Annotated in this window: 17 protein-coding genes; 12 read left to right on the top strand and 5 right to left on the bottom strand. The window is 47.4% G+C overall.

Features of this window, described 5'->3' with window-relative positions; genetic code table 11:
• Positions 1-647: 647 nt before the first annotated feature.
• Entirely contained in the window at positions 648-3392 is a 2745-nt protein-coding gene (locus QUB51_RS04655) for a TIGR03960 family B12-binding radical SAM protein (RefSeq protein ID WP_333260670.1), read from the bottom strand.
• Positions 3393-3535: 143 nt separating this feature from the next.
• The gene (locus tag QUB51_RS04650; protein ID WP_333058300.1) at positions 3536-3886 is read right to left on the bottom strand and encodes an STAS domain-containing protein; all 351 of its coding nucleotides are present in this window, start codon (positions 3884-3886) and stop codon (positions 3536-3538) included.
• 383 nt (positions 3887-4269) lie between these two features.
• On the opposite strand from QUB51_RS04650, the gene QUB51_RS04645 reads away from it, so the two are divergent.
• Positions 4270-4467: a hypothetical protein gene (locus QUB51_RS04645; RefSeq protein ID WP_333058304.1), complete on the top strand. Its 198-nt coding sequence runs from the start codon at positions 4270-4272 to the stop codon at positions 4465-4467.
• A 726-nt stretch (positions 4468-5193) separates the two neighbouring features.
• Here the strand turns inward: QUB51_RS04645 and QUB51_RS04640 are convergent.
• A complete protein-coding gene (locus QUB51_RS04640) occupies positions 5194-8022 on the bottom strand; it encodes a PAS domain S-box protein (protein WP_333058301.1) in 2829 nt (942 codons plus the stop codon).
• Between the two features lie 1546 nt (positions 8023-9568).
• Here QUB51_RS04640 and QUB51_RS04635 point away from each other — a divergent pair.
• The 6 genes from QUB51_RS04635 (at position 9569) to argH (ending at position 17072) form a co-directional block, all read left to right on the top strand.
• Positions 9569-10294, top strand: a complete 726-nt coding sequence (locus QUB51_RS04635; RefSeq protein WP_333058302.1) for a DUF502 domain-containing protein — start codon at positions 9569-9571, stop codon at positions 10292-10294.
• Between the two features lie 400 nt (positions 10295-10694).
• Entirely contained in the window at positions 10695-11327 is a 633-nt protein-coding gene (nusB, locus tag QUB51_RS04630) for a transcription antitermination factor NusB (protein WP_333058376.1), read from the top strand.
• A gap of 248 nt (positions 11328-11575) precedes the next feature.
• On the top strand, positions 11576-13333 hold the full coding sequence (ftsY, locus tag QUB51_RS04625; protein WP_333058374.1) for a signal recognition particle-docking protein FtsY: 1758 nt from the start codon (positions 11576-11578) through the stop codon (positions 13331-13333).
• Positions 13334-13678: 345 nt separating this feature from the next.
• Positions 13679-15166: a PP2C family protein-serine/threonine phosphatase gene (locus QUB51_RS04620; RefSeq protein ID WP_333058372.1), complete on the top strand. Its 1488-nt coding sequence runs from the start codon at positions 13679-13681 to the stop codon at positions 15164-15166.
• On the top strand, positions 15156-15395 hold the full coding sequence (locus QUB51_RS04615; protein ID WP_333058370.1) for a hypothetical protein: 240 nt from the start codon (positions 15156-15158) through the stop codon (positions 15393-15395). The genes QUB51_RS04620 and QUB51_RS04615 overlap by 11 nt, the downstream gene beginning before the upstream one ends.
• Positions 15396-15686: 291 nt before the next feature.
• Complete coding sequence (gene argH, locus QUB51_RS04610; RefSeq protein WP_333260666.1) at positions 15687-17072, top strand: argininosuccinate lyase; 1386 nt, start codon at positions 15687-15689, stop codon at positions 17070-17072.
• 99 nt (positions 17073-17171) lie between these two features.
• On the opposite strand, the gene QUB51_RS04605 is transcribed toward argH, so the two are convergent.
• Complete coding sequence (locus QUB51_RS04605; protein ID WP_190738786.1) at positions 17172-17363, bottom strand: hypothetical protein; 192 nt, start codon at positions 17361-17363, stop codon at positions 17172-17174.
• 760 nt (positions 17364-18123) lie between these two features.
• Here QUB51_RS04605 and bcp point away from each other — a divergent pair.
• The 3 genes from bcp (at position 18124) to QUB51_RS04590 (ending at position 20095) form a co-directional block, all read left to right on the top strand.
• The gene (gene bcp, locus QUB51_RS04600; protein WP_333058366.1) at positions 18124-18597 is read left to right on the top strand and encodes a thioredoxin-dependent thiol peroxidase; all 474 of its coding nucleotides are present in this window, start codon (positions 18124-18126) and stop codon (positions 18595-18597) included.
• 77 nt (positions 18598-18674) lie between these two features.
• Entirely contained in the window at positions 18675-19130 is a 456-nt protein-coding gene (locus tag QUB51_RS04595) for an NUDIX hydrolase (protein WP_333058363.1), read from the top strand.
• 158 nt (positions 19131-19288) lie between these two features.
• Complete coding sequence (locus tag QUB51_RS04590; RefSeq protein WP_333207644.1) at positions 19289-20095, top strand: alpha/beta hydrolase; 807 nt, start codon at positions 19289-19291, stop codon at positions 20093-20095.
• A 68-nt stretch (positions 20096-20163) separates the two neighbouring features.
• Here QUB51_RS04590 and QUB51_RS04585 read toward each other — a convergent pair whose 3' ends face one another.
• Positions 20164-21075, bottom strand: coding sequence for a pantothenate kinase (locus QUB51_RS04585; RefSeq protein WP_333058359.1), 912 nt, complete (start codon positions 21073-21075; stop codon positions 20164-20166).
• Between the two features lie 315 nt (positions 21076-21390).
• Here QUB51_RS04585 and QUB51_RS04580 point away from each other — a divergent pair, with 315 nt between their 5' ends.
• Positions 21391-23496 (top strand): GAF domain-containing protein, encoded by a 2106-nt coding sequence (locus QUB51_RS04580; protein ID WP_333233748.1) that lies wholly within the window; start codon positions 21391-21393, stop codon positions 23494-23496.
• Between the two features lie 888 nt (positions 23497-24384).
• The coding region (locus QUB51_RS04575; protein WP_445299470.1) for a hypothetical protein at positions 24385-25259 on the top strand (875 nt) is incomplete at its 3' end.

Below are 25259 nucleotides of genomic sequence, written 5' to 3'. Positions count from 1 at the left end.
TTATCTCCGTTTGTTGACGGGTCAGTCGATTTTAGATTTTAGATTTTAGATTTTAGATTTACTCCACAGATGAATCTAGGAGATTGAACTAGAGTCTAAAATCTAAAATTTTTGGTTCTTCACGACTTAAGTCGGGGGCTTATCTCCGTTTTTTGACGGGTCAGTCGATTTTAGATTTTAGATTTTAGATTTTAGATTTTAGATTTACTCCACAGATGAATCTGGGAGCTGGAACTTTAATCTAAAGTCTAAAATTTTTGGTTCTCCACGACTTAAGTCGGGGGCTTATCTCCGTTTTTTGACCCGCCAAAAACATTTATTGTTGAATACCCGCTCTGCGGTTTGAACCGTAAAATTTTTGAATAAGCCGACCACCGACAACCAGTCGATCGAAATTAATCGCTAAATTTGGTTCAGACCCCGCTCCGGCGGGTTTGGCGCTAGATTTAGCCCGTGAATGTACAACAAAAAGGCTTAAAGTCTTGAACAGAAGCAAATTGCACCCAGCCCGCGTTGCTGGTTGACGAGGGCGGCGAGCGACTAAAGCGCTCGAGCCACCGCGGCTTCCATAACAAGCGATTATAGCGTGAAACGACACATCCCGATCGAAAGCCGAAGGTGAAATATTCCACCGCGGCTTCCCTATTTTAACCATAACCCAGGATTAGCTGACTACGCTCAACCTGTAGAAGCTGAATTTCCTGCTGGCTGACTTGTTCGAGCATGAACACAATATGTTCTGGCTTTAGCAAGTTGCCATCGCTGCGACAACTGCCGGTAAACCGCAAGACGGCTCTACCTTCGGATGTAGCACCCCTAGCAGATGTGCTGCTGTCGGGTTTGTGCTCTACAAGTTCTAGTTTGTGCAGCCGATCGCGCAAATTGACATCCTTCGTCTTTCCCGACTTAGTAGTATGCACCCGCCAAAAAGCCTCGGTTTCGGCGATCGTCTTGACCCAAGCTTCCCAGTTGGCATCAGGAGCCACGGAGACAGGAGCAGAATTTTCATGGTCTAATTCGCCATTTTCTGTCAGCGAACCCCCTAAAGCCACAGTAATCACGTACTCCGCTGCTTCTAACAACTGGTTAGCAGAAGGAGCCTTAAGATCGATCGACTCAACCTTGTAAATCGGAATATTTTCCGGCAGCTTAGCCCCCAACTTTTCCCGAAAACTCTCAATATCGATCGACTCAGTGAGCTCAAAGTCGGCAATTTCCCCAGTGCTGGTAACACCCAGAGGCAGAGCATTTGCCAGAGAAATCCGAGGGTTCGGGTGAAACCCGCCGGTAAACGAAATCGGCAAATCGGCTCTGCGGACTACTCGATCGAACAATCGGATCAAATCCAAATGACCAACCAAAGCCATATCGCCCACCTTCCCGAACCAAACCCGCAAACGCTGTTTCCGCTCCGTATTCGGGACAAACTCCCCAGCAAACTCAGGAATTGGCAGCGCATCCACAACCACATTGTGTCCGAAATCGGTGCCACAAACCCCGCAGCGCGAACACCCTTCAAAGGAACAGTCGGGAACCGTCGCTGCTTCCAAAGCCTTTTGCAAGTCAATTTTCAGCCAGTTTTTGTCGATTCCCGTATCTAAATGATCCCAAGGCAAAGGTTGATCCAGTAGAAGCGGTGCCCCCGTGCCCGCCCCCGCCGTCAAATTCATCCGTGTATCCGTGTCCGCATCCGTGTCGTGCTCCTCTTCCTTATCAAAAAGATTCCACTCGCCGCTTTCGACTTGGCGGTATTTCCAGGTAAGGCCCGACTCATCTATCGCCTGAGTCCAAGCTTTGTAAGCCTGATCCAAGCTTTCCCACCACGCATCCATACCCGCGCCAAGTTCCCAAGCGCGGCGGACTACAGCGCCCAAACGTCGATCGCCCCGTCCGACAAAATCCTCCATTGCCGAAATCCGCACATCAGTGTAATTCACCTTGACGCCCCGCATCCCCCGAAACTCTTCCTTCAGGAGTTTTTGCTTGCGGGAAAACTCAGCAGTAGAAACCGAGTGCCACTGAAAAGGAGTGTGAGGCTTAGGGGTAAAATTAGAAATTGTCAAGTTAAAATTCAGTCCCCGCCGGCCATTGATCCTGCATTCCCTGTGCAGCCAGCGGACTGTTTCGGCGATGCCGAGAACATCAAAATCTGTTTCTCCCGGCAAACCGATCATAAAATACAGCTTGATTTTATCCCAGCCGCGATCGACCGCAGTTTTGACACCCCGAAGCAATTCTTCGTTGGTCAAACCTTTGTTAACGATGTCGCGCATCCGCTGAGTACCAGCTTCCGGCGCAAAAGTCAAACCGCCTTGTCGCGTACCGCCGAGAATGTCGGCAATATTATCGTCAAATCTGTCAACCCGCTGGCTGGGTAGAGACAGAGAAATATTTTTATCTTTCAGGCGATTTTTGATTTCCATGCCGACTGCTGGGAGTGCCAGATAGTCGGAACAACTGAGGGAAAGCAGGGAAAACTCGCTGTGCCCGGTGGCTTGCATCCCCTGTTCGATCGCCTCTACGACTTGCTGCGGTTCGACATCGCGCGCGGGGCGAGTCAGCATTCCCGGCTGACAGAAGCGACAGCCGCGAGTGCATCCCCGGCGGATTTCTACTGTCAGCCTGTCGTGTACTGTTTGGACGTAGGGAACCAGGCCGATCGAATAAGCTGGTATCGGAGTTGCCACGCGGCGCAGAATTCGTTCTGGAACTTGCGGGCGGTTGGGATGAACGGAACCGTCGGCCGCCATATCGTAGAATTGCGGGACGTAGACGCCTGGAATTTGCGCTAAATCCAGCAGCAATGCTTCTCGGCTCAAATTATTTGTTTTGCCTTCTGCCAAAATCAAGCCAATTTCTGGCAGCAACTCTTCTCCATCTCCCAAAGCGATGAAGTCAAAAAAGTCTGCGTAGGGTTCGGGGTTGGAAGTTGCCGTTTGCCCGCCAGCAAAAATCAGTGGCATTTGACCGTTTTGGGGATTGGTCGCTCTTTCTTGCCAAGTTAGGGGAATGCCGGCTAAATCCAGCATTTCCAGAATGTTTGTGGCTCCGAGTTCGTAGCTGAGGCTGAAGCCCAGAATATCAAATTCTGTGAGCGATCGCCTCGATTCTACGGCAAACAGCGGAGTTTTGGTCGATCGCAGTTTTGCTGCCAAGTCGGCGGCGGGCAAATAAGCCCGATCGCACAACTGTCTCGGCCCTGCGTTCAAAATGTTGTAAAGGATGATGTGCCCCAGATTGGAAGCACCAACTTCATAAACTTCTGGGTAAGTGAGAACCCAGCGCAAAGACGCCGCGTCCCAAGGCTTGTGCGTCGCCCCCAATTCGTTTCCCAGATAACGAGCAGGCTGATTAATCTCTGCTGTAAGTAATTCTTCGACTTTTACTGCCACGGCTCGACTCGCTAAATAGTTGCGACTCTTAAGCAGCCTACCTTAAAATCTGCCAACACGCCAACGACAGTCGTCTGTCTTTTCGGGCATTTAACCGAATTTGCTGTGTTTTTTTGCCTGTTCTCGTCGCCCAGGAGGCTCTATCAGTGTTGTTTTACGCAGGAGTTTTCGGCTTCAAAGCTATCGACATTTTCAAATATCTCAAACACTCGATCCAGTTGGCTGAGTTCCAGAATCATCTTAATCCCAGGGGATACCGAGCAAAGACTAAACCTGCGCCCCATTTTTTTCGCCTGCTTGAGGCCCGAAACCAATGCCATCAAACCTGCACTGTCAATAAATTTTACCGCGTCCAAATCTACGAGTACCGATACAACACCGGGGGCTGCAATTGCTGTCATTAGTTGTACGCCGAATTCTCCGCAGGTGGCTGCATTCAGGTAGTCTAGGGGTCGAATCACCGTAATTGGTTTATGGGCAAGAAGTGTCTGCATATGTCAAACCTATGATTGCTACGTATTTTCAACTACTGCGCTGGACGGATGTAAGCCTAAACCTACTTGATTCCTCTGAGCCTAACTTAATCCGAGGCAAACTGACCAGTTGTTGTCAGTAGTTTTACTGAATCTTTATTTATTGACTCTTTTTTATGAAGTTTTGCATAAGATTTGGGGAGGAAACGTAAGCTACTATACTATTTTTTATTGATACCTGCAGGTTGAGTCTTGGTAACTATAAAAATTGCGATCGACTTGGCCCTAGCTGTTAGATAAAACTGAACATTGTAATTTAAATCACTTGTGAGTTCTGATCTAGATCACCTGTTTGCTAGACACTTCAGAGGAGAATAAAAATGTACGGAGTTCTCCGACTTACTATGCAAGCAACTCATGCTATTCGTCAACTTGTAGAAAAAGCCCTCTACATTAAGCAGTTGACGCCTGACATTGAAAACGAAATCAACTACGAGCTCACCCGTTTGGGGTACATCTCGGATATTGATTATGAGGCTTTAGAGTTATTAATGGATGAAATGGATGCCGGTCGGGTGCAATTGGTATCTAGCCATAGATAGTGGGAAGCGGGCGATAAGTCCACATCCAAAAAACCAAAAATCTTTGCAGGGCGGGCAATAGAGGCGTGTTAGAAGCATTTACGCCGGCCGCATATTTTTCTCATGAAGCATCTGGTTGCTGAACTTGATATTTGAGGAGATAGTGTGATGGGCGATCGTCCCTGCACCTCTGATCAAAAGCTAAAAACTTTGACTTAAATTAAATTTATAACTTTTGGGGTATGACAAATTAGGTTAAGTGTAACTTAGGATCGCGAATTTAATAACTTACAATTTTAATTGTTATTGTGGGATGGGCGTCCCGCCCGTCCCACAATCTTGTGGAAGTTATTTAATTCTCATTCCTTAGAATCTATCGATTTGAGATTTGAGATTTGAGATTTGAGATTTGAGAAGTCCGACTACTGATGATTATCAGGGTTTGAAACTTGTCTACAGTTGCATTCCTTTGAGAAACTGCTATCAGTATCAAAAACTACACACTGTGACCTAAATTAAATTCATAACTTTCGGGACTTGACAAATTAGCTCTAAGTCTAACTAATACTAAAAAAAGTTTTTCGGCAGGATTAGGACAACCGGGCAAGTCTCGCAAATAAAGCTTAAATTTTAAGTATCTAGTGCCAGTTAGCCTTAGTCCTAGGAATTATCCGATCGCTCGAATGCAAGAAAATTGGTTTGTAGTTACGACATCCGTCATCGCCGAGTCAATCTAAAATCTAAAATCTAAAATCTAAAATCCTTCCGGCGTCCCGCCAAACTTGCCACCACCGCCACCAACTCAGCAGGCTCGATCGGCTTGGGTACATAAATTTGAAAACCTTCCTGCAGTGCCCGTACCCGTTCCTCTACCCTACCAACCGCCGTGAAGGCCAACGCCGGAATTTCCCTGTCCACCATCCGCGATCGCACTTGTTGCAGCAAAGCCTCTCCATCAAGGGCCTGCATCCCGATATCGATCGCCAACACATTCGGATTCAGCCTTTCAATCGCCTCCAGAGCATCCTTTCCAGAGCTAGCAGTCTCCACCTGGGCCCCGCAATCTTCGAGCACTGTACAGGCAAAATCCAGGGAATCCGCGTCGATATCGACCACCAATACCCGCACTCCAGAAAGATTGCTGCTGACAAAAGACTCCTTTACAGGGGCTCGCGCCTTGCTTTGAGGAATCGCCCACTCCCCGAGTCCAGCAACAGACAATCCGCCGTCGCAATGAAGCTGTTGAATTGGCAATTTCACTAAAAACCTCGATCCTTTTCCCTTCCCGGCAGATTCGGCTTGCACCGTCCCCCCGTGCATTTCCACAAAATGTCGCACTAGAGCCAAGCCCAAACCCAATCCGTTGTACGATCGTCTTATAGAGCTGTCAGCTTGGCTGAACCGCTCGAAAACGTGGGGCAAAAACTCTTCTGAAATCCCTTGTCCCGTGTCGCTGACCTCAATTTCGACACTAGCGGGCGACAAATTTTTGCAGCAAGCGGATTCCTGAGAGTCCAAAGTCCTCTCCATCTTTCGCACCCCCACCCTCACCTGTCCGCCATCGGGAGTAAACTTAATCGCATTCGACAGCAAATTCCAGGCTACCTGTTGCAAGCGGCCCGAATCGGCAAAAATCCGCCCGGTAGTTGGGTCGAAATCCGTCACAATTTCAATATTTTTGGCAGCAATCGCGGGCGCGAGAGTATCTATCGCACCCTCAACAGTCGAAATCACATCCACCCACCGCAAATTCAGCGACAGTTTCCCGGTAATAATCTGCGACACGTCCAGCAAATCGTCGATCAGAGTTGCCAGCGATCGTGTATTGCGGTCGATCGTTTCCAGAGCCCGAACAGTCGTTTTTTCGTCAAACTTGCGGTTTCGCAGCAGTTGCGCCCATCCCAGCATCGCATTCAGCGGCGTTCGCAATTCGTGGGACAAAGTTCCGAGAAACTCGTCTTTAATCCGGTTCGCCCGCGCCAATTCCTGGGCTCGATCGTGCAGTTCTCTTTCCAACTGCTTACCAACAGTCAAATCGAGAATAAAAGCCACAGATTCTTGCCGCTTTTGCGCCAGCAAAACATATCCGATCAACACCGGAATCCGGCTGCCGTCTCTCCTCCAGAATTCCTTTTCGTAGGGAGTGCAAGCCCCCGTTGCTTGTGCCTCTGCCATCCCCTTCTTATCGAGAGACTGGTACTCCGGCGGCGTGATATCAATCGAGTTTAATTCACCGCCCTGCAACTGTTCCCGCGTGTAACCAACTATCCGCAAAAATTCATCGTTTGCCTCAATGATACCGCCGTTAACATCCCCGAAGATAATTCCTATCAAGTTAGCTTCGGCTAACATTCTCAGCTTTTCTTCGCTAGCTTGAAGTGCAGATTCTGTGTGCTTGCGATCGCTAACGTCTTGGATGTAAGCCGACAAACCAGAATCGGAAGGATAAAAACGCACCTTCAACCACTTATTCCATAGCGGCACGAATTCTTCATACTCGATCGTTACCTTTTCTGCTAGTGCTTTGGTCGCCATTTTGTAAAACTGTAAATCGACAGCCCAGGGAAATATATCCCAAACTTTTTTACCAATCAGTTCTGCTTTTGGTCTGCCTAACAGCTCAATAGCTTGGTGGTTGACATAGGTATAGTTCCAATTTAAATCAACAGCGATAAAAGCATCGGTAATGCTTTCGAGAATGTTAGTAATTTGATCGTTTGCCGATTGCAGCGCTTTAGCAGTTTCTTCTGCTTGCAACCTCGCTGCTTGTTCGCGGGACAAAGCGGCAGCGCGTTCTTGTTCTGCCAGTTTTCGATCGCTAATATCGATGTAAGAACCGATGTAACCTGCAAAAGTGCGATCGGGCCTGTACCGGGGTACGCCTGTACCCAAAACCCAGCGGTATTCCCCGTCATAGCGTCTCAGGCGGCATTCGAGCCGGTACTCGCTGCCAGTGTCGAAGGCTTTTTGGTAAATATCCAGACATTCTGGCAAGTCATCTGGGTGCAAGCTTTCCATCCAACCCGTGCCCATTTCTTGCGCCAAAGTTCTACCGGTAAACTCCAGCCAAACTTTGTTAAAGTAATCGCCAAGTTGGTCAGTGTCCGACATCCAAATCATTACCGGCGCGGTATCCGCCATAATCCGAAATCGAGCTTCGCTCTCCTGCTGCTGTGCTTCCGCTTGCTTGCGCTCGTTCCGTTCTTGAACTTCGCGCAGCGCCCGCTGAATCGACGGCACCAGGCGTATCAAACGGCGTTTGAGAACATAATCAGTAGCCCCGCTTTTCAAAGTTTCGATCGCCACTTCCTCGCCCAAAGTAGCCGAAACAAAAATAAAAGGCACTCCCGGACAAGTAGTGTGGGCGATTTCCAGTGCCGCTATCCCGTTAAAACAAGGCAGCATATAATCTGCCAAAATAATGTCAAAACTTTGTTTTTCCAGCGCCGTGGCAAAGTCTTCTCGATTTTCCACACACACCAGAGAAAATTGGAGCCCGCCATCCATTAGATATGCCTCAATCAGTTCGGCATCTAGGGGACTGTCTTCTACTAAGAGGATACTGAGCGTTTTCACAAAAATTCCTTTTACTTAAATATTAATTAGCGGATACAAAATTTTATCGGGCTGCGGCTTTAAGTGAAGCCAAAAAAAGTCTTGGGTTGTGAATGGCATAAAAAAATGTAAAAACCAATTGGTTTCATCAGTTGAGCATTCATATCTCAATTCTAAATTCTCATCAAGTCTATTGCTTCTTGCTGAGGGGTGAATCCCCGCTCTGACTTGATTGGCTAGTACGGTTGTTTTTCCTTAACTTTCGTCGGTTTCCAAGGAATCGGCACCGCTGGAGTCTTGCTTGTATGCAGCAGTTTAGCTATACCCTGTTGAACAAATAGTTTCGCGCTTCTGGCTAGAAACAACTAGCTATGTAGTAATTTATCTCGCTTGCTCCTAACTACTGCTACCTCGTTTGGCAGATTATTTTTTTGTAGTGATGCCCCTGTTAATTCTATATTGCTTTGTCGCTCGTCTCAAGCTGGAATTCGCTGGAATCCTGCCCTTATTTCCTGAATATCGATTAATCCTGTCAAAAAAAGTCAAAGTTGCTGGTATGTCTGCTTTACTTTTTGCCGGATTTGCCTACCATCCAAGCGTTGCATGGTAGGCAACGCTTGGATGGTCGAGCGCAGTCGCCCTCAAAAATTACCGCTAATTTAGTTGCCACAGGTTACACTGCATCTATCCACAGATATATTTTTGCAGGCACACAGCACTCAACCTACATATATTCCCCTGAATTCGGTTACATCTGACATCTTGCAGCAATATCAATAAGAGGATTTTTCGTGGGGTCGGGCGGGTTTATAGAACCTATTTGCAAGCTTTAAGGCTGTTGGCGAACCCGCCCCTAGGGCTAATTGAGAATGGTGCAAGATATCAGGTAAAACTCATAGGTTGCACCATTTTCAAGAACAGGCTTTCCGGCCTGTTCTGTCAAAGAGTGAATTTGATTGTGGGATGGGCAGGAGAGCCCGTCCCTAAAAAGCTTATGGAAAAGGGTGCAAGATATAAGTAAAACGAAGTGCCGCCCCGCCGAAAATCTGAGAAAGCTCGATCGACCAATTAATTTCCGATACAAATCACAGAAAATTTTATTTGGACTCGCTACACTTCGACTCCCAGGCCGTCTCTGACCACGAATTTCTTCATGTGGTACTCGCCACGTGATTTATCCGTGGAATCAATCCCAAATCGAAAATCCTCAAGAAAGAGCATTTATCTCGCGCAAGTCAATTCTAAAATCTAAAATCTAAAATCTAAAATCTAAAATCGATTGACCGATCGGCTTATTGATTGAACCGACCCAAAATGTCTTAAAATATACAATACGGTGAGCTGCTGCACAGCCCGCATATATTAAAATCAAGCGCCAACTTGCAATAATTCTTTAAAATAAAGGTACAGCACCGGCGATCCCTAACTCTTCCCCCTCAGAAAGGGTAGGGTTTAGCAGAATTGAAGACGATCGTCTATGGTGACATCCAGTAAAGCCCGTGCAGTTGCTTTAGTCTCAGCTTTATTCAGGTTATTGGGAACCAGTTACGAGGAGATTTGACCCGCCGTGCTCCAACGCATCAAACAAGACTTAAAAAACGACCTGATCGCAGGACTATTGGTAGTGATACCCTTAGCTACCACCATCTGGCTGACAATTACCGTCGCCAGTTGGGTGATCAATTTTCTCACCAAAATTCCCAAGCAGATCAACCCTTTTGACGGACTCCACCCGATTTTGGTGAATCTGCTCAATCTTTTAGTAGGGCTGGCTGTACCCCTGCTGAGCATCTTAGTCATCGGCTTAATGGCCCGCAACATTTTCGGTAAGTGGCTGCTAGACTTTGGCGAACGGGTGTTGCAGGCAATTCCCCTAGCCGGTTCGGTTTACAAAACCCTCAAACAACTGCTGGGAACCCTCCTCAAATCAAACGACAAATTTCGCCGCGTGGTGTTAGTGGAATATCCGCGGCGGGGAATCTGGACTTTAGCATTTGTGACCGGTACGATCGAGAGTAACGACATCCCACCTCACCTTTCCGGTGAAACCCCGATCGGCATTTTCATCCCCACCACTCCCAACCCCACTACCGGATGGTACGCTATAGTGCCGGAGGCAGATTTAGTCAACTTGTCAATGTCGATCGAAGATGCCTTTAAAGTCATCATCTCCGGCGGCATCGTCAACCCCAACAACTCAATTGCAGTAACCCCCGAAAACATCAAGGGCAAAACACTCGAACCCTTTGTATCCGAATCAAGATACCAGCCTGTCCCAGTCGAAGAAGATTGAACCAAGACATCTTTAGGATCGCGAATTAAATAACTTACAATTTTAATTGTTATTGTGGGATGGGCGTCCCGCCCGTCCACTCATGACGGGCGGGACGCCCATCCCACTTTCAAGAGTGGAAGTTATTTAATTCTCATTCCTTAGTCGCCCGTAAGGCAGTGTAAACTTTCCCCATAGCAGATAATATTTCGACAAAACCAGCCCAAACCGAGAAAGCCTAAACTCAGAAACCCGGTTTCAAGGATAAATCTTGGGTTTGACAGCGAAGTATCTGTAAACTACCCGCCGCTGGCGAGTCAGACTGTCGGTCTGGTAGAGCTTTTAGTCGAGTTTTCTGCTAAAGTTCAAGTCCGCGCGCGATCGAAAAACTTCCTAAATTCTCAATTCCTATCTAAAAATTATGAAAAAAGCCCGCGAAACAGCACGCGAACTCGCACTCCTCGGCATCAGCCAACTGCCGACGAATCCAGAACTCTTAGAAGCCAAGAAACTGCAAGATGTTCTCCTCGCCGCCATCCGCACCCTGACAACAGAAGTTCAAGAATCCTTAGAAGCAGCAGCATCCGAAGTGCAGCGGAGTAGCGACAAACTGCTTGCCAGCGAAATCCGCGCCGCCGATATACAAAGTGCTAGAGCAATGGTGCGGGAAGCAGTCGAACTCACCCAAACCGCAATCAACCGTCTCGGTTCAGCAATGGAGTTTCCAGAACTGATCCAGCTAGCCAACCAGCAAGATGTCCGCACCTACGCTTTGCAAATCCTGACGAAAGTCAGCGCCAACCGTGTTCAAATTGATGAATTGCTCTCGGAAGCGCTAGTAGACTGGCAAATAGAACGGTTGGCCCGGATCGATCGAGATATCATGAGAATCGCCATCGCCGAAATGCTATATCTCGGCTTACCCGAACAAGTCAGCGTCAACGAAGCAGTCCAACTGGCAAAACGCTACAGCGGTGACGATGGACATCGCTTCATCAACGGAGTCCTCCGCCGAGTAGTCGATAAAATCAATGCAGAAGTTGTTAGTCAGTAGTCGATAGTCAGCAGTCATTAGTCATCAGTCATTGGTCAATAGCGATCGGCAATCTGCGATCGGCAATCCGCTCTACACTAAGAACTGATGACTAATGACTATAGTCCTGGACGCACGGGTAGTCAGAAACCGGGTTTTTTACGAAAATCCTTCGTTATAGTCCACAGTAAGATAAAAAACCCGGTTTCTCTGGCCTTAAGGCGTCCAGGACTGGACTAATAACTCTTCTCTATTCCCCATTTACTTTTATGGTTTTTAATTGGTTTCGTCGCCAGTACAGCGAAAATAAATCTTCTGAAACAGAAGCAACCCCCGAACAGCCGCAAGATGAGTCGGCAAAATCCGCACCGGTTGAGCCTCAAACAGATGCAACGGAGCAAGGCTCTCCTGCTGTAGCCGAAGATTATCTCAATTGGGCGAAAGCTGCTTACAAAAATATTCAAAAACAGCAAAAACCCGAAACAGAAGTTTCCGAGACAGCAGCGGCTGAAGTTCCAGCAGCCGAAGCAGAAATCGCGACAGTGGCAGAAGTTGCAGAACCCGCGACTATTGAAGCAACGGAGCCGATCGAACTTGAACCAGCACCCACAGCACCAACTGTTGCAGAAGTTCCAGAAGTTGCAGCACCAGCAACAGTTGAAGCAACCGAGGCGATAGAAATCGATGCAACAGAACCCGCAGAAATTCCAGAAACTCTGCAACCAACAGCCGGGGCGATCGACATTGCACCTATAGCTCAACAATTAGAAGTTACAGCAGAAAATATAGAAATTGCCGAACCTGCAACTGAGGTTGTAGAAACCGAATCACTCGCATCCGACGGCGAAGTAGCGGAAGCCCTGCCGTTTTGGGCCAGAGCTCAGGCCGATCGCATGGAGCGCATCGAACGCCTCAAAGAAACCGCCCTTGAAGAACCAGACGTAATTGCAGCCGCCGCCGAGAGAGCGGCAATTATCGAAGAAATTCCCGGTTTCGCCTTTGACGAAGGCTTCCTGTGGTCCTCAGAAATCTTAGCCAGTCAAGGCCGCCGCCCAGACCAAGTATCAGTCGAAGAAATCACTTGGCTGCAAAAACTGCGGAAAGGCTTAGAAAGAACGCGCCGCAGCTTAATTAATCGACTAAAGGCGATCGTCGGTCAAGGCCCGCTCAATCAAGACGCAGTAGCCGAAATTGAGACTTTGCTCCTGCAAGCCGATGTCGGAGTCGCAGCCACCGACATCATTATCACTCGCCTCCAAGAAAGACTCAAACAAGAAGTGCTGCCGCCAGAACAGGCTCTAGCCTACCTGAAAACCATCCTGCGCGACATTCTGGACGCTCCCTGTGCCGAAACCGCCGCCGGTAATCCCCTCTACAGCCTGACATTTGCCCCGGAAAAAGAGACTTTTAACATCTGGTTAATCGTAGGAGTCAACGGTGCGGGCAAAACTACGACGATCGGCAAACTGGCCCACATTGCTCAAAAATCCGGCTACAAAACCCTGATTGCTGCCGCCGACACTTTCCGCGCCGCCGCCGTCGAACAGGTGAAAGTTTGGGGTTCCCGCAGCGGGGTCGAAATTATTGCCAACCCAGGGAAAAATACCGATCCGGCTGCTGTCGTGTTTGATGCGATCGCCGCCGCCAGCGCCCGAGGCACAGAACTGCTGATCGTAGACACCGCAGGCCGCCTGCAAAACAAAAAAAATCTGATGGACGAATTAAGTAAAATCCGTCGCATTGTAGATAAGAAAGCCCCAGGCGCTACCGTAGAATCTCTACTGGTCTTGGATGCCACACTGGGTCAAAATGGTTTGCGACAGGCAGAAGTGTTCGCAGAATCGGCCAAATTAAGTGGAGTAGTATTGACAAAACTCGACGGTTCTGCTAAAGGTGGTGTTGCCCTAGCAGTAGTGCAGCAGCTTGGTCTGCCCATCCGCTTTATTGGAGTTGGGGAAAGCATCGAAGACTTGCGCCCGTTTTCTAGTTACGAATTTGTGGAAGCCCTACTCGATTTTAGATTTTAGATTTTAGATTTTAGATGGATGAAGTATCTCTATCCGCCTCCAAAAATCGGGACGGGTAGAGAGCTTCAAAATCTCCAATCCTTAACCTCAAACTAGCATCGCACTCCTCTACTAAACAGAAAAAAAACCGGGTTTGGGTTCACTGGCGTGTAACTCCTCAATCAAATATCCTCTTTCTAAGATCGAAAATCACAAATCTAAAATGACCTGTGAATTTCTTCATGTGGTACCCGCCACGTGATTTATCCGTCGAATCAATCCAAAATCTAAAATCTAAAATCCTTGCGTCCCCCGAATTTATCCGTCGAATCAATCCAAAATCTAAAATCTAAAATCTAAAATCGAATGACTGCTGTGCCTTTGCCTCGCCCCTCACCTCAACCTGCTGACCGCCCTTCGGGTCGCAATTCCACCGACGCGACGCCAGTATTTGCCCTCAAAGAACTGGTGGCGCGTTTGCACCGATATCAGCACAACGTTCAAGATATGTTGGGTTCGCTGGGATTTGCCCTGCGAAGTTTTAACAATCTCAACCAATTTTTGGAGTTGGTGCCTTTGGTGGCGACTCGCGTTACGGACGCGGACGGGGGAGCTTTAGTGCTGTTCAAACCCAACGGTCAAGTCAGGTTCCAGCAGTTGCATTGTCAGGAAGGACGGCAGTGCCAAGATATGCGAAAAGCGCTGGAAATAGCCACCAGGCAAGCTACAGCAGGTGCGGGCGCTACTGCTGGAACGTTTTCGGAAACCTCTGGGCAAACTTCTAGTCTCGACCTGCAAGTTGGTCGTTATTTGGGCCCGGATGTTCATTTGTTTGGGGCGCCAATTTTGGTCAACAATTTGGAACGCGGGCGGCTTTATGTTTTTAGCAGTGATCCGCAATATATCTGGACTCCCAGCAGACAGAAATTAGTTCGGTTGGTGGCGGATCAAACTGCTGTGGCTATTTGCAAAGACGAACTTACTGTTAAGTTGGCGGAAAAAGACCGCTTAGACAGAGAGTTAGAAATCGGGGCGGAAATTCAATTGCGACTGCAACCCCGCAGTTGTCCGAAAATTCCCGGCCTTGACGTGGCCGCCCGCTGCCAAACTGCTAGCAGAGTCGGCGGAGATTATTATGATTTTATTCCGGCTGACTATGACCCGATCGGCAAGGAGAATGAGGGAGAACACCCCCCATCCCTAATTAAAAATCTCAAGTCCAAAATCGACAAGGGCCGCTGGAGCATTGTGATCGGCGACGTGATGGGCAAAGGAGTACCGGCTGGCCTGTTGATGACGATGACACGGGGTATGCTCCGGGCGGAGGTTTTGAACCGCCACTCGCCGTCGAGAATTTTGCAACATTTAAACCGGGTTATGCACGCGGATTTGGAAAATTCCCACCGTTTTGTGACTCTGTTTTATTCGGAGTATGACCCGAAAACTCGCGTTTTGTCTTACAGCAATGCTGCTCACCACCCGCCTTTGCTGTGGCAAGCTGCAACTAATTCGATTCTTCAGCTTGATACTTTGGAGGGGATGTTAATTGGGCTGGATGCTGATTCGCATTACCAAGAAGCAAGCGTGCAATTGCAGCCCGGAGATACTATTATTTATTACACAGACGGATTTACTGATGCTTCTAATCAAAGGGGCGATCGCTTTGATGAGGATAACTTGACCTCGGCTTTTCAGTGGGCCTGTCAAAATTACCAGCAGTCTGAAGAAATTTTGGATTATTTGTTCGATCGCGTACACCAGTTTATCGGCATCGGCAATCGTAACGAAGATGACATGACACTGGTTGTACTGAGGGTAACACCTTTAGCAGGAGAAAATCACCATGATAGTTAATTTAATCCCGGAAATTACTGCTGGATTAACCAGTTCGATTACTTGGAACGATGTCGCTCACGTGGTAGTTTTGAAATCTCATTTGAGTTCGACGGTGTTTTTGGGTCAAAGTTACGAAATTTTTACGAATTTCCAGAAAGCTTGGAACAATTTTGTTTCGACTGGTCAAATAGGAGCTTTTTTTATAGGTATTTTTGTTGGCTGGTTCTTGAAAGGGATTTTTCGTTAGAGTTATTGTCCAAGAAGTTATCTGGAACGGATTTAAAATGTTTTTAGCCAACAAAACTTCACTTCTTTCTGATGCAGCAAAACTTTCACAATTTTGTAGTCCAGACTTCAGTTTTTTCGGGTCAAAAGATGTATAAAAAGTGGGCAGTCAGGAGTTAAGTTTTTTATTGCCGAGTTGGGAATGGAGGACTAAAGTCCTGACTACAAACCGCAGGAAGGACTTTAGTCTTTGCTAAAAATCGGTTTTTATAGACTTCTGCAACAGAGATATAATCTAGTTTTAGCTTCAGCAATGACAACACAACAAAAAACTTGGAGTCAAAGATTTGAATCGGCGCTGCACCCGGCGATCGCCCGATTTAATGCTAGTATTGGCTTCGATATTGAATTGATTGAGTATGACTTGACTGGTTCTGTCGCTCACGCTAAAATGCTGGCCAAAACGGGGATTATTTCCGCAGCAGAAGGCGAACAGTTAGTCAATGGTTTGGAACAGATTCGCCGCGAATACCGCCAAGGACTTTTTGTTCCGGGAGTTGATGCCGAAGACGTTCACTTCGCTGTAGAGAAGCGGCTGACGGAGATTGTGGGAGATGCGGGGAAAAAGTTGCACACTGCCCGATCGCGCAACGATCAAGCCGGCACTGATACTCGTTTGTATTTGCGCGATCGCATCGCCGAAATTCGTGAGCAATTGCGGGAATTTCAAGGGGTTTTGCTCGATCTTGCCGATCGTAACGTGGAAACTTTAATTCCCGGTTACACTCATTTGCAGCGCGCTCAGCCGATCAGTTTGGCTCATTACCTGTTAGCTTATTTTGAAATGACCGATCGCGATTGGGAACGTCTCGGCGATATCTGCAAGCGGGTGAATGTTTCGCCTTTGGGTTGTGGCGCGCTGGCGGGGACGACTTTCCCGATCGACCGACATTATACTGCCGAACTCTTGCATTTTGACAAGGTTTATGCTAATAGCTTAGATGGAGTGAGCGATCGAGATTTTGCGATCGAATTTCTCGCTGCAGCCAGCTTGATTCTGGTACACCTGAGCCGCTTGTCAGAAGAAATGATTTTGTGGTCTTCTCACGAATTTGGATTTATTACGCTCAAAGATAGCTGCGCTACTGGTTCTAGCATCATGCCCCAGAAAAAAAATCCCGATGTGCCGGAGTTGGTGCGAGGCAAAGCGGGGCGGGTGTTCGGTAACTTGCAAGCCTTGTTGGTAGTAGTGAAGGGACTTCCTTTGGCCTACAACAAAGATTTGCAAGAAGATAAAGAGGCTTTGTTTGATACCGTCAAAACGGTACAAGGTTGCTTGGAAGCAATGACCATTTTGCTGCGGGAAGGAATCGCGTTTAATGGCGATCGCCTCGCCGCAGCAGTTACGGAAGACTTTTCTAATGCTACAGACGTAGCCGACTACTTGGCCGCCAAAGGCGTTCCCTTCCGGGAAGCTTACAACCTTGTCGGCAAAGTCGTCAAAACTTGCCTTTCGGGGGGCAAACTCCTCAAAGATTTGACACTTGAGGAGTGGAAAGACTTGCACCCAGCCTTTGAGACAGACATTTACAGCGCGATCGCACCTCAGCAAGTGGTGGCGGCTCGCAATAGTTACGGGGGTACCGGGTTTGAACAAGTGAGAAAATCACTTATCGCTGCGCGCGATCGGATCGCCTAAACATCGTTGAATTATTGGACAAATTCCGGCTGGCTATCTCTCCTTAGAACTATCGTGTTTTCCACTCTGGTTCTAAGTTCGGCAGATAGCCTGAATCAATTAATCTTCAGCAGCAGCCATGTCTTTGTCTCTGCCGCCACCGCTCATGGCGCCCATGCCACCGCCGTTACCGCCGTCAAATCGTCTTCTCTTGTTGGAGAACATATCTTGATTTCTCCGCTTGCGAAACTTGCGAGCGTATGCTTGATTTCGTTGTGCCTTCTCTTTCTTGAGATTGCGGCGCTTAGCCATTCTGACCTCACTAATAAACATTGACAGTCCCCGGGCTTTCACGCACGGGGATTCTTAAGTTTGACACTCTGTGCACTCTTGGTGACTGAGATTCTTGGTTCAGCGAATTCACTTGCTTGTGACAGGATTTCTCCAGCCAAAATATAGGTGTCTTCTCCCCAAGCGTAAATTCCGGTATGTCCTACCGTACTCGATCGGTTCTCTTTCTGTAGCTAGGTTTTCTTCAAATTTAGCTTTCGTGACGCTGCCACAACAATCGCAAGCGATATGGTTTAGGCTTCTGAGTCCTGTTAAGGAGATCGAGAACTTCCTTCAAGGTACTCCCATCGTTTCCCTCTACGGCGTTTTAAAGTGAGGAACACGTCCAGCCCCACTGATATTATAAAAAGGAATTGGTTCGTCTCGTTGTCCACCTCTCCACGGCTCAAAGCTATGCTTTTGAGATTATGAACGGGTGGAATCAGGAGTTTGACGCGCCTTTTATCCCACACTAACCTTTGATCGGTATAGTGTGGGGATTCCTGTCTGCCTAGCTAAACCGCAACACCGTTAGGTGAGACTACGCACTCAACTAATGCAGTTAAGTTTTTACGTTGGCTAGTTATACTCAATTTTAGACCGATGACGATCATAGCACACCCGGTACAAGACCCAGAAAAAAGAACACGGGGATTCAAGTCGCTGGGAATCTGGGTTTGATCGGGACGCAATGTTGTCAATCTTGCAGAAGATTTCTATAAACTCTTGACAAATACGACCAATGACTATAAATCCCGGTGACGTAGCTCCTGTCTTCAGCCTGCCCGACGCGCAAGGCAATATCGTCAGCCTTGCAGATTTTCGAGGGCGGCGAGTTGTACTGTATTTTTACCCTAGGGACAATACCCCTGGCTGTACCAAAGAAGCTTGCGGCTTTCGCGACATTTACTTAGACTACCAGTCGCGCAATATAGCAGTTCTCGGCGTCAGTACAGACGGGGCCGGGGCCCACGCCAAGTTTGCAGCTAAATATCAACTACCTTTTCCCTTGCTGTGCGACTTAAACGCTGAAGTTGCTACCGCCTACGGCTGTTACGGACTCAAAAAGTTTATGGGAAAAGAATTTATGGGAATTACTCGATCGACCTTCGCGATCGACCGTGATGGTAGGATTGAAAAGGTTTACCGCAAAGTCAAACCAGAATCTCACGCAGCGGAGATATTAGCAGATTTGCCAGACCTCTGGCCTGAATGAAAAATTAAAAATTAAGACTCCGGAGCTGCGAGCTAGGAGCCCTGAAATTACTATCTCCTAAACAAGCTTTTGAGTTTATGCGTCGATTGTGGCAAATTGTACAAACTGTGCTGGGACTGATTTTTCGACATCCCGTCACTGGTACTGCGGTGATTCCTGTATTGCCTGACGGGCGAATTGTGTTAATTCGCCGCCGCGACAACGGTCGCTGGGGACTGCCGGGAGGTATGGTGGATTGGGGAGAGGATATTCCCACAACTGTGCGCCGGGAATTAGCGGAGGAAACAGGACTCGAGTTAGTCAAAATCCATCGCTTGGTGGGCGTTTATTCGGCTGCCGATAGAGACCCTCGCCTGCACTCGATTTGTATCGTGGTGGCGGCAGAGGTGCAGGGCAAGATGCAAGTTCAGGATACGCTTGAAGTCAGCGAGGTTGAGGCTTTTTTACCCGCATCGCTGCCGGAGGGCCAGCTCAGCCACGATAACGACCAACACTTACAGGACTATTTTCAAGGCCGAACAACTTTGGCGTAAATCGGCAGGGCATCCAAATTTGAGAAAAGTCGGAAATTACCTCGCGGTCAAAAATTGTCTGTTATGAATGTGGAATTAATTTTCACTGTTTTCCTACTTTTATTCACAATCTCTGAACATTAAATTAATCATCTTTTTATTACTAAATATTTAACCGGATGTACTCACCGCTACGCAATTCTAGGGTAAAACTCTCTGTAGGGCAAATCTTTTGGCACGAAGTCGGTCAAGGCCCGAATTTAGTATTTTTGCACGGTTCTTGGCACGACAGCAGTCAGTGGCTGAGGACGATCGAACATTTGAGCCCCTACTACCACTGCTTCGCACCGGATTTGCTGGGGTTTGGCGACTCGGAACGCCCGAATCTTCATTATTCGATCGACTTGGAAGTAGAGTGTCTCGCCCAATACCTCGATACTTTGAAGCTGCGAGAGGTTTATTTAATCGCTCACTCTCTGGGTGGCTGGGTGGCCACCAGCTACGCTATCAAATATCCCGATCGAGTTCAGGGTTTGGTGTTGTTGGCCCCAGAAGGCGTCAAGGTTGGCAACCGGCGGGGGCGGTGGCAGACAGCTAGCTGGCTGATCGGTCAACCACCGCTGGCTTTGTGGTGGCTGCGATCGATCTATCCAATTGCTAAGTTGCTGGGTAGCCAAAAAAAGATTGACGGATTGCTCAACTTCAGACAGCAGTTGATGGAGTCCCCTGTTGCTGTGCAGTTGCTGTTCGGGCGGCGGCGGGCTGAAATTACAGCGGAATTAGTTGATGAGAATTTGCCTTTGCTGAAAGCGCCTGTTTTGCTGTTGCACGGTTCTGAAGAGACTCCCGCAGCTTCTTCTCTGTGTCAATCCTATGCTGCTCTGGCTCCTAATGCCGAACTACAATTAGTCAGTCCGGGGGAAAGCAATTTGCCCCAGGAAGTCCCGGATGTTGTTGCTAACTATATTCGCGAGTTTGCTAGGTGAATTGGTCATTGGTCATTGGTCATTGGTCATTGGTCATTGATAAAATGACAACAGTCAACAGTCAACAGTCAACAGTCAACATTTAACAGGCTAATTCCCCAAAAAATAGCCTCTGGTGCGTCAATTAAGCCGGAGGCTGTATCAGGAAAGGCTGCGGTGAGGTATTTTAAAAGCATAGTGCGATCGCCCCCCGTGACCGCAATTTTGCTATCAGGAAACCAACCCCGCCAATCTTCAATAAAATCCCTAACTCCTGCCACCGTCGCATACACAACTCCGCTTTGAATTGCCCCAGCAGTGTCTGTCGCCCAGCGGTATGGCAAATTTTGTGGTAAAGTGATTAAAGGTAATCCAGCAGTTTTTTTACCTAACGACGATAACTGCAAACCCAAACCTGGTAAGATTGCGCCCCCAACTAAATACCTATTGACATCAGCCCCAGTAAATGTTAAAGCTGTACCAGCATCTATAAGTAAAATTGGCCAACCCAATTGGTTGCCAGCGCCCACTACAGCCAAAGCTCTGTCAATTCCCAGGGTAGGATAGAGTCCCCCGATCGGCAACTGGTCTAAAGTAATAATTCGGACATCTGGATAACTCTGCCAAATTGCTGTTTGCTGGGGAACTACTGAAGCCAAAATTAGAGGCAGTGGCACGAAAGAAAGTGTGTGAGGATTAGAAAAAGCGGGAGTAGCAGGAAGACAAAGGAGATTTTGAGCAGATATTTCCTCGATCGACCTCATTACTGTTTGCACCAAATATTCTGCCTTTTCCTGCTCCGAGAGCGAGGAAACAGTATCAGCATTGAGATGCTCTGTATCCCATGTTTTCTTCAGAGTTTTGCCCGCAAATAATCCCCAGTGCAGTCGGGAGTTGCCGATCGCCAAAGCTATTTTAATCTGGGCTTTACCTGTCAATCCAGAAGTAATGTTGTCGGTGCTTGCTGGCGAACGAAAATTGTCGGGAATTGAGTTTTCCATGTTGAGCTAGCCGGCGCAAACATTGAACTAAAGATAGAGTTTAGATTAATTTTATTCGCTTAAGCGGGCGGTTAACTCTATTTGACATCTGACCAACTTCCATGCCATGCGCCAAATAGTATTGTCGGCGGCAGAGGGCAGAGTTGCTAAATATAAATATTTGTAAAGCAAATAATTGCTTTGCTCAGGCGGCATCCTTTATAATGTCTTAAGATATTCCAAAAGTCCTGGTAGCTGCGATGGGGCTGTTGGCGGGGTAAGCACAGGTTTATAAAACCAGACTCAATCAAAATACTGTACAACTGCTGAGTAAATATGTCTTTACAAATACAAGAACACGAAAACCCCTGGCACAGAGTAACTTCGCGGTTGCCTGAATCTGAAAACTGGATGCAGCAAGAAAGTCTTTCGCTGCCGGAAGTAGACCAACAAAAAGCCATAATTGTACAGATGCAGCAGCAAGTTCAGTTATCAAACTTGCTGAACCAAATTAATAACGAAATTCGCAGTACACTTGACATAGAAGAAATTTTGACATCAGCCTGCAGATTGCTGGGACAAGCGCTACAGGCAAGTCGCGTGAGCATTTTGGTCAAAGAATCAAATACAGAAAAAACTTTAGTCACGCGCGGAGAGTACAACGCGGGGGACTATCCGATTCAACTGGGAATGAAAGTACCGATGAGTGACAACCCGCATTTGGCTGCCGTCGTGTCTCAGCAAGAGTCCCTAGCACTGACGAACTTTCTCGATTTTCCGGGATTGAACCCACAAACCCGAAAAATTGTCGAAGCTTTGGAGATTAAGTCAATGCTGGCAGTAGCTACTCGCTATCAAGGTGAAGTGAATGGCATAATTGGCTTGCATCAGTGCGATCGCGAACGGGAATGGACTGATTGGGAAAGGCAGCTTTTAGAAGGGGTAGGATCGCAATTGGCGATCGCGATTAATCAAGCCAAACTATATAGCAAAACCAGGCGTCAAGCCGAACGAGAATCGCTGCTACGGCTGATCGGCAATCAAATTCGCAGTACCCTGGATCTGGGAACTATCCTGGAAACAGCGGTGAGGGAAGTCCGCCAAATGTTGCAGTGCGATCGAGTAATTATCTATCAGTTTCAAGACAACTGGCAAGGAAAAGTTGTTGTTGAAAATATGACAGTTCCTTGGCCTTCAATTTTAGGAGATATGGGGGCTGATAAGTGTTTCCGTGGAGATTACGCCGATCTTTACCAGCAAGGGCGAGTCAAAGCAATTAATGATATTTTTAATGCTGGTTTAGAGCCTTGTCATGTAGATTTCTTAGATAGTTTGCAGGTAAAAGCTAATCTGATAGTGCCAATTGTTACAGCAAGAACTGAAGAAAATACCTCCGACACAGCCGGAAACTATAATCCTAAATTTCCCGGTAGGCTGTGGGGTTTGCTGATTGCTCACGAGTGCCGAGATACCCGCAATTGGCAGTGGCAAGAAATGGAGTTGCTCTCTCAGATAGCCAACCAAATGGCGATCGCCATTCAGCAAGCAGAACTTTACAGCCAAGTCCAAGATGCTGCGGTAAAATCTCAAGCTCAAACCCAGCAGTTGCAAGCTGCGTTAGAAGAATTGCGATCGACACAGCAGCAATTGATTCAAAGCGAAAAAATGTCAGGTTTGGGGCAAATGGTAGCGGGAATTGCTCATGAAATTAACAACGCCAACAATTTCATCCACGCTAACTTGTTTCACGCTCAAGAATATTTTAAAGCCTTGAACGAAGCTCTAGAACAGGTCAGAAATGCCTACCCGGAAGCGACAGAGGCAATTGTCAGAATCAATGAAGAACTAGAACTCGATTACATTCGAGAAGACTTTGGTAAACTGCTCAATTCAATGCGAGAAGGCAGCGGGAGGATTCGCTCGATCGTGATGACGCTGCGAAATTTTTCTCGTTTAGACCACGCTGAATTAAAACCAGTAGATTTGAATGAAGGTTTAGAAAGCAGTTTCTTGATGCTGCAAAATAAGCTAAAAACTCATATCAAAATAGACAAGCAATACGGCAGTTTGCCGCCAGTCCAATGTCATGCGAGTCAAATTAACCAAGTATTTTATAATTTGATTGACAATGCCTTAGACGCGCTTCAGTCAACGAGCAAACCGGGGGAATTAACTATCCGCAGTTGGCAAAGCGAGCCGGACTGGGTAACAATCTCTGTCCGCGACACGGGAAGTGGAATTCCTGCAGAAATTCAAGACAAGATTTTTGACCCATTTTTTACTACTAAACCTGTGGGTAAAGGCACTGGTTTGGGACTTTCCGTGTGCTATCAGGTAATTGTCCAAGCTCACGGTGGCAAGATCCGTTGCGTCAGTCAGGTTGGCGAAGGAACTGAGTTTATTGTAGAGTTGCCGCTGAAAAATCAGAGGGTAAGTGCATAATTCGTGCTTTAGTCAGATTAACTCTGTTTTGTCACTCTGACAGTAGTATAGAACCCATTTGACATCTTGATGGCGATCGTCAGTCACATGACGGAGCACCAATAAACTTGGTTTTTTAGCGATGCCTGCGGCCAGCTTCGCTAACGCATTTTTAATAAAATCAGATTTAATATCACTTCGGGTTAAACCGTCCGTGACAGTTGACAGTTGACTGTAGAAGGAAGGCTCGAAAAGCTCAATAGTTGAGTGTTAACTGTTGACTCGATTTTATGATTCCCATGCAACTGGGAACGATTTAACTTACGCCCGAACCCTAATTTTCAGAAAGTCCCAACAGGGTTATGCGTATACATATAAAATTTTGAGTATTTTTACTCATCAAAGTCTCTCTTGATTAACTTTTGCTCGCTGAAGCAGTGAAAGCTGGTGCTTGGGGGAAGGGAATCTGGGATTTAAGCTCTCCTCTACAGATGTGGAAAACCCGCTTTTTATAGGGCTGAAACAAAGATCGCAATTTTTCCGGATAAAACTTATTGATGATGAAAGTTAAGTATCTCTATCTAAATAGGTGTAAGTATTTACACTCAACATTCTATCGGGTGCAATCATACCTTCAGATGCTTATTGGGCAAGCATTTTTACTTGATTTACCTGCACGTATGAGGAAAGTTTTCTTGTAGATATCATGTGCGATCGATTAACCATAATATCTCGGTCGGGGCGGGTTTTTGAGATTGTCAGTTGTTGGCAGGTATTGTTGGCGAACCCTCCCCTACAAAAATCGCGGTCGATCGACCGGACATGATATGACAAATCGCTACAAGAAAGCCCAACCTCTGGTTTTCAGTCAATTCTAATCCTTCATTACTCATCATCAAAGGAGAAGCTATGGCCACTTCATTCAATGGTTCTTTGGGTACAACCACTAATTACAGCAGCATCAGTGACCTAATTACACAATGGCCTACTGCCGCCCAGAATCAAGGCATCCAACTGTCTGGGATAGCTTTTGATGGCGTGGAAACGAACTACACTACCCCTGAATCCATCGCCAACCTCACCTTAGCAACGAACGAAAACCCTAAAAGCTGGTTGAGTTACGGCGCTGTGGCTGGTGTTGGTGTCCCATCCTCTTATGATGGTTGGTTCACGGATGTCAATAAAGTGCGGGCGGAAATCAACTATGACCCCAACACCAATAAATCTCAGGTGCTGAAGGTGAAATGGGCAGATAACAAAGACATTACTAGCGCCACGATCGGTCTGAGTGGATTACTTCCCAAATCAAGTTCTACTACAGTGAACGATCAAGGCGATGAAGTTGGTTTGCTGCAACTGTTTAAGGATGGGACGCCGGTATCGGCAAGCAATTTTACGATTACTCGCCTCAGTGCTCCAGTCCCTCCAAAACCCATCACTGCGGGTTCAGATGGAGTGACTTTCACTGGCGATCGTACCGATGGCAACTTCACATTCCAGATAGTAGGAGACTCTCTCACCGGCGTTACTTTTGACGAACTGCGGTTCTCCGCCAAAGCCTACACGAACCCCACCGCTGCCTACGCCGCTAGCTCCTTCAAAAGCGATAGTTCCGACTACCTAGTGCGGAGTATTCAATATCAAGGCATTGATGTGACGCCAACGCCAACGCCGACGCCGACCCCAACGCCGACGCCCACTCCGACCCCAACTCCGACATCTCCAAGTATCTTCCAGTTCACCCAACCAAATTACACGGTGGCTGAAGGCGGCGTGGTTACGAT

The sequence above is a fragment of the Microcoleus sp. AT8-A3 genome, from assembly GCF_036705675.1.
In the GTDB taxonomy this organism is placed as follows: domain Bacteria; phylum Cyanobacteriota; class Cyanobacteriia; order Cyanobacteriales; family Microcoleaceae; genus Microcoleus.
This window is presented reverse-complemented; position numbering and strand designations above follow the sequence as displayed.